The sequence below is a fragment of the Paraburkholderia domus genome (genome assembly GCF_905220705.1).
Lineage (GTDB): Bacteria > Pseudomonadota > Gammaproteobacteria > Burkholderiales > Burkholderiaceae > Paraburkholderia > Paraburkholderia domus.
Window position 1 is genome coordinate 1 of the sequence record NZ_CAJNAT010000061.1, and the last position, 10,209, is coordinate 10,209.

Here is a 10,209-nt window from a genome sequence, read left to right on the forward strand (position 1 = left end):
GAACAAGCACGGCGTAGCCAAAACCCCTTCCGTTACATGCAAACCCGATATAGATATGTCCGATCAATATTTAACAACCGCATGTAGCACTGCTACCTTAAGCCCCTCGAACCGAGCAACGCATCCAGCCAAGAAAGCCACCGCCCCGCCGGGCAAAAAAACCACCCTGGGAGACACCACCGTGTCTATCGAATTCATCGGCATGATCCAGACCCGCAAGGTGTCTGAAACCCACGCACCGCAAGGTCCTGTCGTCGACATCGGCTACGTGGAGCAATTCGCCCAAGCACACGAAGCAGCCGGCTTCGACCGCATCCTCGTACCGCATCATTCAACAAGCCCCGATGCGCTCCTCACCGTCGCCCACGCGGCCAGCGTCACAAACAAAGTGCACTTCATGCTCGCCCATCGTCCGGGCTTCGTCGCGCCCACGCTCGCCGCGCGCCAACTGGCAACACTCGATCACTATTCCGGTGGACGTCTCGCAGTCCACATCATCTCCGGTGGCGACGACGCCGAACAACGCCGCGACGGCGATTACCTGTCGCATGACGAGCGCTATGCCCGTACCGACGAGTACCTGCACATCCTGCGCCGCATCTGGACCGAAGCGAAACCCTTCGATCACAACGGTCAGTACTACCGCTTCGAACAAGGCTTCTCCGAAGTGAAACCGGTGCAGCAACCGCATATCCCCGTGTACTTCGGCGGCGCGTCGGCGCCCGCACTCGAAATCGCCGGACGTCATGCGGACGTCTATGCACTATGGGGCGAATCGAAGGCGCAAGTGCGCGAACAGGTCGCCCGTGTGCGCGCGGAAGCCGCCAAACACGGCCGTACGGTGCGCTTCTCGGTGTCGTTCCGACCCATTCTTGCTGCGACCGAAGCGGCCGCATGGGAGCGTGCGGAGCACATCCTTGAAGAAACGAGGCGGCTGCGTGCGGCGCAAGGACTCGGCGTCGGCGGCCCGGCGCAAAGCGAAGGCGCGCGGCGGTTGCTCGCGGCATCCGGTGAATCGGATCGCGTCGATGAACGTCTGTGGACAGGTGTCGCCAAGGAAATCGGCGGGCGCTCGAATTCGACCGCGCTGGTCGGTACGCCGGAACAGGTCGCCGAAACGCTAGCCGAGTACTACGCGCTCGGCGTCTCGACCTTCCTCGTGCGTGGCTTCGATCCGCTCGAAGACGCAATCGACTACGGGCGTGAACTGATCCCCGCCACCCGTGAACGGATTGCGCGCGTCGAACGCGTGGCCGCCTGAACGGAGCCACGATGACCGATCTGTCCGCCGCGCTGCAAAACACCCCGAGGCCGCAAAATGCCAGTGCGCTGAAAAATACGCCGACGCCGCAAAATGCCAGCGCGCTGCAAAATACCCCAGTGCCGCACAGTGCCCGCGCGCTGCAAAATACCCCGGCGCTACAAAGTGTTCTCACGCCGCAAACCACCGCGGATACGCCGCCACTCCAGCGTCAAGCGCCGCTCCGTAAATTCTGGTTCGATGACGTCCCGCCGCGCGACAGTATCGCGGCTGAACGGCGCTATCGGCAGGAACGGCTCGCCGTGGCGTTTCGCCTGTTCGCCCGTTATGGTTTCGATCAGGGTCTCGCCGGCCATATCACCGCGCGCGATCCGGAATGGCCCGATCACTTCTGGGTCAATCCGTTCGGCAAGCATTTCAGCCGCATTCGCGTGTCCGATCTGCTGCTAGTGAATGCGCAAGGGGAGATCGTGATCGGCGAGGGGCCGGTGAATCAGGCCGCCTTCGCGATTCACGCGGCGATTCACGAAGCGCGCCCCGATGTGATCGCCGCCGCCCACACGCATTCGCTCTACGGTAAAGCATGGTCGACGCTCGGCCGCACGCTCGATCCGCTGACGCAGGACTCATGCGCGTTCTATCAGGACCACACGTTGTTCGACGACTTCCGCGGCGTCGTGCTCGATACGGACGAAGGCGCGCGCATCGCTGCGGCGCTGGGCGAACGAAAGGCGGTAATCCTGAAGAATCACGGCATCCTCACGGCGGGGCCGAGCGTCGAGGCGGCGGCCTGGTGGTATATCGCGCTCGACAACGCCTGCCATGCGCAATTGCTCGCCGAGGCTGCGGGCACGCCACAAACTATCCCGCACGACGTCGCCGCACTCACGCACGAACAGGTAGGCCGCGCGGGCGGCGCGCTGTTCGCGTTCCAGAGCCTGCTGGAAGGGCTGGTCGAAGCCGAGCCTGACGTCCTTACCTGAGCGCTCCATAAGATGACCCAACGTTTCGATTCGCCGGTTTCGCTCCGGCGCCGCCGGCTCATGTCCGCGCTGCCTGCAGCCGCGTTGCTTGGCGCAGCAGGCACAGGCCTGATTTCGACCACCGCCGCTGCAGCTACCCCGGCAGCGAGTGAGAAAACCGATCCGCACGTGGATTTCAGCAAAGTCCGTTTGCGCGTCGCAACCTACAAAGGCGGCGACGCAACGCTCCTGAAAACCGCGGGCCTCGCAGATACGCCGTACACCATCGACTGGTCCGAGTTCCAATCCGGCAATGCGATGGTCGAGGCGATGAACGGCGGCTCGCTCGATATCGCCTCGGGCAGCGAGATCCCACCGATCTTCGCGCGCCTGCAGAACGCTCAGGTGCGCGTGATCGCCGTCTACAAGGACGATGTCAACAATCAGGTCGTACTAGTCCCGAAGGGCTCGACGATCCGCTCGATCGCCGATCTGAAGGGCAAACGCGTCGGCTATCTGCGCGCCACCACGACGCATTACTACCTGCTGCGCATGCTCGAAGAGGCAGGGCTATCGTTCAACGATATTCAGGCCACCTCGCTTGCGCCGCGCGACGGCTTCGCCGCGTTCAACGCCGGTTCGCTCGACGCCTGGGCGATCTACGGTTACAACGTGCCGCTCGCGATCTCGCAAGCAGGGGCGCGTGTGCTGAAAAACGCCAACGGCTATCTGTCCGGCAATTATCTTTACTACGGTCATCCATCGGTGCTCGCCGACCCGCAACGGCGGGCTGCATCCGCGGATCTGCTGGTGCGGCTGCAACGCGCCTGCACGTGGTTCGGCCAGCATCAGGATGCGTACGCGAAGGTATTGTCCACGGAGTTGCGCGTGCCGGAGGAGGCGATCCGCTCGTTGTATCGCAACCAGAGCCAGGCGCGCCGCGTCACCGGGATCACGGCGGCGGATATCGCGAGCGAGCAGCAGGTCGCCGATACGTTCGCGCGTGCCGCGGTGATCGACCGGCACGTCGACGTCGCACCGTTATGGACCGACACCTTCAACGCCGCGCTCGCCCACGGTGCGTGACCGATTCAAGTCAACCCACATTCTGAACATTCGATGACTCAAGCTTTGAGACCGGACCGGCTGCGCGCGTTCGTTGCCCGGATTGCGTCGCTCGTCGACGAGCAGGTGGCCGAAGCGCATCTGCTCGAAGCCGGCGGTGCGGCGCTGCGTGAGCTGATCGCCCACGACGACTGGTTGCCCGACGCCTTCGCGCAGCCCGACCCTGAGCACTATCAGCAATTCCTGTTGCACGCGGATGCGCGGCAGCGTTTTTCAATCGTCAGTTTTGTGTGGGGGCCGGGGCAGTCGACACCGGTGCACGATCACACCGTATGGGGTTTGATCGGCGTATTGCGTGGTGCGGAAATTGCTCAGGCTTATCGCGTCACGCCAGGCGGCGCGCTGGAGGAGGAAGGCGCGGCAAAGCGCCTCGACATGGGCGCGGTGGATGCCGTGTCGCCACGCGTCGGCGATATCCATCGCGTGAGTAATGCTTTTCATGATCGTACGTCGATCAGCATTCACGTGTACGGTGGAAATATCGGCGCGGTGACGCGTTCCGTCTATCCGGCCGGCGGCGGCCGCAAGACCTTTATCTCCGGTTACTCGAACGACGTGTTGCCGAATATCTGGAATGTCTCGAAGGAGTCCCCGATCTCATGAGTTTCGCTAAAGAGTTCCGTATCCGATCATTCAAAGACGTGCGCCGCGCACTGCTCGAGCGCGAGGAAATCGCGCTCGTGGATGTGCGCGAGGAGGATCCGCACGCGCGCAGTCATCCGCTGTTTGCTGCCAATCTGTCGCTGTCGCGTCTCGAACTGGAAGCGCCTGTGCGCTTGCCGCGCCGTGACGTGCCGGTGGTTGTGTTCGACAACGGCGAAGGACTTGCCGAGCGCGCCGCGTACCGTCTGAGCGAGCTGGGCTATACCGATGTCGCGCTGCTCGACGGTGGTTTGCAAGGCTGGCGCGAGGCGGGCGGTGAGCTGTTCCAGGACGTCAACGTGCCGAGCAAGGCATTCGGCGAACTGGTCGAAAGCGCGCGCCATACGCCGTCTCTCGGAGCACCGCAGGTGCTTGCGCTGCTCGATCACGAAGCCGATGTGGTGGTGCTCGACGCACGCCGCTTCGACGAATACCGGACCATGAATATTCCCGGCAGCATCAGCGTGCCAGGCGCGGAACTGGTGCTGCGCGCGCGGCAGATCGCGCCGAATCCCGCCACACGGATCATCGTCAATTGCGCGGGACGTACGCGCAGTATCATCGGCGCGCAGTCGCTGATCAACGCCGGCGTGCCGAATCCGGTTGCGGCGCTGCGCAACGGCACCATCGGCTGGACGCTTGCCGGTCAGGCGCTCGCGCACGGCAGCTCGCGCCGCTTCGATCCGATTGCCGACGACATACTTCGCCTCGCCGCCGCCGATTCCGCGCGTGAAGTGGCGGATCGTGCGAAGGTGGGCCGCACCTCGCGCGACGAAGCGCGTCGCTGGGCCGACGAAGCGGTACGCACGGTCTATCGTTTCGACGTGCGTACGTCGGAAGAATACGAAGCGGGCCATGTGCCCGGTTTTCGCAACGCGCCAGGCGGCCAACTCGTGCAGGAGACCGACATGTTCGCGCCGGTGCGCGGCGCGCGCGTGATCCTCGCCGACAACGACGGCGTGCGCGCGAACATGACCGCGTCGTGGCTCGCGCAGATGAACGTCGACGTCTACGTGGTGGACGGCCTGGGTAACGCCGACTTCAGCGAAAAAGGCGCGGCACCCGCCGCGCGCCATGCGCTCACGCCGCCTGCGGTCGATGAAATCACGCCGGCCGGGCTGGTTGCTCTCCTGCAATCGCCCGGCACTGTCGCGCTGGATTTCACGGCCAGCGCAAACTATGTGAAGCACCATATTCCGGGCGCGTGGTTCGCGATTCGTGCGCAACTCGATCAAGCGTTGCGCAAGCTGCCGGATGCGCAACGTTATGTCGTGACCTGCGGCAGCAGTCTTCTTGCGCGCTTCGCGGCGCCTGAGTTGGCGGCATTGACGGGTAAGCCGGTGCAGGTGTTAAGCGGCGGCACGAGCGCGTGGATCGAAGCGGGCCTGGCCGTAGAAAGCGGTGAGACGCGTCTGGCATCGCCACGCATCGATCGTTATCGTCGCCCGTATGAGGGAACCGATAACGCACGCGAAGCGATGAACGCGTATCTGGAGTGGGAGTACGGCCTCGTTGCTCAACTTGGGCGCGACGGTACGCACGGTTTCCGTGTGATCTGAGGTGCGGGTTGGCGCGAGGCAGACGAAGCGGATGAATCAGCCGAAGCAGACAAAGTCAGCGCGCGGCTCAAGACTCGATGAGTGCGGTACAGAGTGCAAGATTCGTGCGTTCGATGATACCCGTGTCGACGTGCACGCATGCCTCGCCGTTCAAGAAAATTCGCATATTTGCTTAGCAGAATAATGCGTTTGTCTTATACAGATGCGTGCCTTATCGTCGATAGCACATCACCTGGATGCCATGACGTAATTGCCGCTATGACGACTCCCCATTCTTCTTTCTCCAACTCATTCGTGTTGCAACGTGCGTTGCTCAAACCACTCGGTGCGGTAATGCTCGCACTGTGCGCGACGGTTTGCGCAACGCAGTCCCATGCAGCGGATCTACCCGTGCTCAAAGTCGGCGACCAGTCCTTGCAAACGCGTGGCATTCTCGAAGCGTCCGGTCAGCTGAAAGATCTGCCGTACAAGATCGAGTGGTTCAATTTTCCAGCCGCGCAGCCGCTCGGCGAAGCGCTGAATGCCGGTGCCGTGGATGTCGGCGGCTTGGGCGATGCCCCGCTGGTGTTCGCGCTCGCTGCCGGTGCTCGGGCACGCGCCGTCGCGGCAACCCGGTCGAATCCGCTGGATCTGGCGATCGTCGTCGGCGCGCATTCGCCGTTGAACGATGCAGCGAGCCTGAAGGGCAAGCGCATCGCCACGACGCGCGGTTCGATCGGCCACTATCTCGCGCTCGCCGCGCTGAAGAAGGCCGGCGTGCCGGTTAGCGATGTCACGTTCGTGTTCCTTGCACCCGCCGATGCGAAGGCGGCGCTCGCGTCAGGCAGCGTCGATGCATGGTCGGTGTGGGACCCGTACACCGCCCTCGGCGAGGCGCGCGATCACGACCGCATCATCGCCAACGGCGTCGGCTTGTCCGAAGGACTCAGCTATCAGGTCGCGACCGAACGCGCGATCGCGGACAAGCGCGTGCAACTTGCCGACTTCCTGCGACGCGTGGCGATCGGCCAGCGTTGGGCGCTTTCGCATCCTGACGAAGTCGCGGCGATGCAATCAAAAGTCACAGGCCTGCCAACCGATGTGCTGAAAACCGTCTATCAGCGCGGCCAGGTGCATCCCGTGGCGATCGACGACAGCGTCGTCGCCGCGCAGCAGCGGACCGCCGATACCTACGAAGCCGCCAACGTTATTCGTGCACATCTCGACGTGCGCACGAGCTTCGATCGCAGCTTCCCTTTGCCTTGATCCTTGATTCTTGAAGCGGCTTGCCGGAATCCCTGTATGAACGCCCCGATTGCCGAAAGCGCGGTGACGCGCCGTCATCCACCGCTCGACAGCGATGAATTCGACGCGCTGCTCGCTCAACTGACCAGCGAGTTCGCTGCAAGCGCGGCTCACTACGACCGCACGGCGAAGTTTCCGCATGCCAATCTGGCGCGCCTGCATGAGTTCGATCTGCTTTCGTTGACGGTGCCGTCCTCGCTCGGCGGTGCGGGCGCGAGCTTGCCGCAAGCCTTGAAAGTGGTGCGCGCGGTGGCGCGCGGCGAGCCGTCCACGGCACTGGTGCTGGTGATGCAATACCTGTTTCATCATCGCTTGCAGGGCAATTCGCATTGGCCTGTCGAACTGCGTGAACGCGTGGCGCGTGAAGCGGTGCGCGATGGCGCACTGATCAACTCGCTACGCGTTGAACCTGAACTCGGCACCCCGGCACGCGGCGGTTTGCCGTCGACTATTGCGAAGCGCAGCGCCGACGGCTGGATCATCGACGGCAGCAAGCTGTACTCGACCGGCAGCCCCGGCCTCACCTGGCTCGCGGTGTGGGCGCGTAGCGACGAAACCCCGCCGCGCGTCGGCGTGTGGCTGGTGCATCGGGACACGCCCGGCGTGAGGGTCGGCGGCGAGTGGAATCATCTCGGCATGCGCGCCACGGGCAGTCATGAACTCGTGTTCGACAACGTGTTCGTGCCGGCCACGCATGCGGTTGACGTCCATCTGCCCGGTGCGCCGGGTGCCGGGCTCGATGCGCCCGGTTTCGCGTGGATGAGCGTGTTGTTGTCGGCGGTGTATGACGGCGTCGCGCGGGCCGCGCGCGACTGGTTCGCGCAATGGGCCGCCGAACGCAAGCCCGGCAATCTCGGCGCGCCGCTCGCGAGCCTGCCCGCGTTTCAGCAGACGCTGGGCCGCATCGACGCGCTGTTGTTCAGCAACCGCGTGTTGCTGGACGCAAGCGCGCACGCCGAACACGTGACACTCGACGAAGCGCCGCTCGTCAAATACACGGTGACGAGCCAGGCAATCGAAGCGGTGCAACTGGCGGTTGAGGCGAGCGGCAATCCCGGCCTTGCGCGTGACAATCCGCTCGAGCGCCACTATCGCGATGTGCTGTGTGCGCGGATTCATACGCCGCAGAACGATTCGGTGCTGCAGGGGGCGGGGCGCGCGGGTTTTGCTTCGTTTGTTGGCGCGTGAGAGGGGTAGCGGGAGCCGTTTGCAGCGCTGGCGCCGCAAACGGCAAATCCTCTGCCCATTCGGTGTAAACGCGCACTCGTCTAAATCCGCTAATCCGTTTAGATTAGCTGCACTTGAAAGGCTTATCGAGGGACCAGGGCGGCCAAACAAGCAGCGGTCTGCCATTCCGGCGATGGCGCAAGGTCAGAGGCCAAGGTCTCTCACCGCTTCGCCCGGAACCGGACCGCTGCGCGTCGTCCGCGATGCTTCGCTTCAGGCGGCTGTCCGGCCGCCATTATTTTCCCGGTACTTTCCCGGTTGATCGTATCGACCGATACTGGCGGCGCTTTGCATAGCGCCGCCTTTTTGCTTGTGGCGCCCGCTTTCGCGGGTTTCGCTGCGAACTTGCCACCCGTTTGCCGTGCCTGTTGCGGCGCGTTTTGCCGGACCCTGTGCTTTTTCCCGCGGTTTTTCACAGTCTTTCCGCGACCTCGTTGCGCAATCGCATGCCGCCGCAAACCACTCTGCATGAAGGCCCACTGCCGCGTTGCCGGCCTCGCTCGCGGTTTTTTCCGTGCGAGGTTATCCTGTAGTACACCCTACACAACGGGATGCGGGCGAATTGCCGCTTCGCGTCCGGACAGGAAACTCGCTGTGAGCCTTAAATTGCTTACTGTCGCCATGCTGGTCGCGTGCGTTGCGCTGACCGGTTGCGACGACCAACAGAGCGACCGCGCCGTGCAAAAACTCAAGGAACTCTTCAACGCCGTCAAGCCGGATGCGTTGTTGCTCAAGAATATGACGCCGGGCGTCACGACCGAGGCGCAGATCCGCGATCAGATGGGCAAGCCGGAAACCGAGCGCACGTTTACCGACGGTTCGAAGCGTTTCGAATATCCGCGCGGCCCGCAAGGGTTGAACACGTACATGGTCGACATCGACCGTGACGGCAAATTGCAAGCGATCACGCAGGTGCTGACCGCCGACAACTTCGGGAAGATTCGCATCGGCATGACCGAGGACGAGGTGCGCCGCCTGCTCGGCAAGCCCGGCCAGATTGCCGTGTTTCCGCTCAAGCCGGAAACCGTGTGGAGCTGGAAGTGGCGCGAGGGCGGGGTGACTGAAGAAGGCATTTTCAACGTGCACTTCGATCAATATCAGAAGGTGTACACGACATCGCGCTCGGACGTGATACGAGGGCGATAGCCGATAGAAAGCGGGGAACACATGATACGTCGACGGCAGTACAGCCGTATCGGGCTGGTGTTGGGTGGGGGCGCTGCACGCGGCTGGGCGCATATTGGCGCGATTCGCGCGTTGCACGATGCGGGCATCAAGCCGGACGTGGTGTGCGGCACATCGATCGGCGCGCTGGTTGGCGCGATCTACGCGAACGGCGACCTTGACTGGCTGGAGGAGTGGGTCTCGAGGCTCACCTGGCAGACGGTGGTGCGGCTGCTCGATTTGCGTTTCTCGGGCGGCTTGCTTGGCGGGCGCAAGGTGATTCAGATTTTCGCCGACAAATTCAACGGCCGCTCGATCGCGCAGTTGAACATACCGTTCGCGGCGGTGGCCACCGAACTCGATTCGGGCCGCGAGAGCTGGTTGCAGGACGGCAGCGTGGTCGACGCGGTGCGCGCCTCGATTGCGATTCCCGGGATTTTCACGCCGGTGTTTCACAACGGTGTGTGGCTGGTGGATGGCGGCTTGAGCAATCCGGTGCCGGTTTCGGTGGCGCGCGGCATGCGGGCGGACTGCGTGATCGCGGTCGATCTGAACAACGATATTCTGAATGGCCGCGATTTCGGCGGTGCGGCGGTCGAGACGCCGGCACTCGATCCGGATGCGCCGCAGCCGGTCGCGCTGCGTCGCAACGGCAAGCCTTGGCCGCGCTGGCTTGCACCTGCAGAAGGGCGTGCTTCCGATGATGTGCGTGTGCCGCCGGCGCCGAGTACGCGCGTGCCGTCGATGCTGAGTTCGATCGCACAGAGTATCGACATCATGCAGGTGCGGATTTCGCGTAGTCGCCTGGCCGGCGAACCGGCGGATATTCTGATTCAGCCGCGGCTGGGCGGGATGGGGATTTTTGATTTTCATCGCGCCGGGCCGGCGATTGAGGAGGGGCGCGCGGCAGTGGAGTATATGTTGCCGGCTATCCGGGCTAGATTAGGGATGGAATGAGGGTTTTTTTTCCTGCGCGGCGCTTAGT

Annotated in this window: 9 protein-coding genes; all 9 read left to right on the top strand. The window is 63.4% G+C overall.

Annotated features, from left to right (window positions below; genetic code table 11):
• Nucleotides 1-181: 181 nt before the first annotated feature.
• The 9 genes from KHO31_RS38550 (at nucleotide 182) to KHO31_RS38590 (ending at nucleotide 10,181) form a co-directional block, all read left to right on the top strand.
• Nucleotides 182-1,261: an LLM class flavin-dependent oxidoreductase gene (locus KHO31_RS38550; RefSeq protein WP_201075330.1), complete on the top strand. Its 1,080-nt coding sequence runs from the start codon at nucleotides 182-184 to the stop codon at nucleotides 1,259-1,261.
• Nucleotides 1,262-1,272: 11 nt separating this feature from the next.
• Nucleotides 1,273-2,244: a class II aldolase/adducin family protein gene (locus KHO31_RS38555; protein ID WP_236061224.1), complete on the top strand. Its 972-nt coding sequence runs from the start codon at nucleotides 1,273-1,275 to the stop codon at nucleotides 2,242-2,244.
• Nucleotides 2,245-2,256: 12 nt separating this feature from the next.
• A complete protein-coding gene (locus tag KHO31_RS38560) occupies nucleotides 2,257-3,309 on the top strand; it encodes an ABC transporter substrate-binding protein (RefSeq protein ID WP_201075329.1) in 1,053 nt (350 codons plus the stop codon).
• 33 nt (nucleotides 3,310-3,342) lie between these two features.
• The gene (locus KHO31_RS38565) at nucleotides 3,343-3,951 is read left to right on the top strand and encodes a cysteine dioxygenase family protein (protein WP_201075328.1); all 609 of its coding nucleotides are present in this window, start codon (nucleotides 3,343-3,345) and stop codon (nucleotides 3,949-3,951) included.
• A complete protein-coding gene (locus KHO31_RS38570; protein ID WP_201108284.1) occupies nucleotides 3,948-5,549 on the top strand; it encodes a rhodanese-related sulfurtransferase in 1,602 nt (533 codons plus the stop codon). Before KHO31_RS38565 ends, KHO31_RS38570 begins: the two co-directional genes overlap by 4 nt.
• A gap of 333 nt (nucleotides 5,550-5,882) precedes the next feature.
• Nucleotides 5,883-6,794 carry an ABC transporter substrate-binding protein gene (locus KHO31_RS38575; RefSeq protein ID WP_236061239.1) on the top strand — a complete coding sequence of 304 codons (912 nt, stop codon included), beginning with the start codon at nucleotides 5,883-5,885 and terminating at the stop codon, nucleotides 6,792-6,794.
• Between the two features lie 36 nt (nucleotides 6,795-6,830).
• Nucleotides 6,831-8,021, top strand: a complete 1,191-nt coding sequence (locus KHO31_RS38580; RefSeq protein WP_201075324.1) for an acyl-CoA dehydrogenase family protein — start codon at nucleotides 6,831-6,833, stop codon at nucleotides 8,019-8,021.
• Between the two features lie 633 nt (nucleotides 8,022-8,654).
• Nucleotides 8,655-9,206 carry a hypothetical protein gene (locus KHO31_RS38585; RefSeq protein ID WP_201075323.1) on the top strand — a complete coding sequence of 184 codons (552 nt, stop codon included), beginning with the start codon at nucleotides 8,655-8,657 and terminating at the stop codon, nucleotides 9,204-9,206.
• A gap of 21 nt (nucleotides 9,207-9,227) precedes the next feature.
• On the top strand, nucleotides 9,228-10,181 hold the full coding sequence (locus KHO31_RS38590; protein ID WP_201075322.1) for a patatin-like phospholipase family protein: 954 nt from the start codon (nucleotides 9,228-9,230) through the stop codon (nucleotides 10,179-10,181).
• The last annotated feature ends 28 nt before the right edge of the window (nucleotides 10,182-10,209 follow it).

Bases quoted from the DNA above. Each gene is read 5' to 3' on its own strand.
- KHO31_RS38555 (WP_236061224.1), top strand. From the start codon at position 1,273: ATGACCGATCTGTCCGCCGCGCTGCAAAACACCCCGAGGCCGCAAAAT.
- KHO31_RS38560 (WP_201075329.1), top strand. From the start codon at position 2,257: ATGACCCAACGTTTCGATTCGCCGGTTTCGCTCCGGCGCCGCCGGCTC.
- KHO31_RS38565 (WP_201075328.1), top strand. From the start codon at position 3,343: ATGACTCAAGCTTTGAGACCGGACCGGCTGCGCGCGTTCGTTGCCCGG.
- KHO31_RS38570 (WP_201108284.1), top strand. From the start codon at position 3,948: ATGAGTTTCGCTAAAGAGTTCCGTATCCGATCATTCAAAGACGTGCGC.
- KHO31_RS38575 (WP_236061239.1), top strand. From the start codon at position 5,883: ATGCTCGCACTGTGCGCGACGGTTTGCGCAACGCAGTCCCATGCAGCG.
- KHO31_RS38580 (WP_201075324.1), top strand. From the start codon at position 6,831: ATGAACGCCCCGATTGCCGAAAGCGCGGTGACGCGCCGTCATCCACCG.
- KHO31_RS38590 (WP_201075322.1), top strand. From the start codon at position 9,228: ATGATACGTCGACGGCAGTACAGCCGTATCGGGCTGGTGTTGGGTGGG.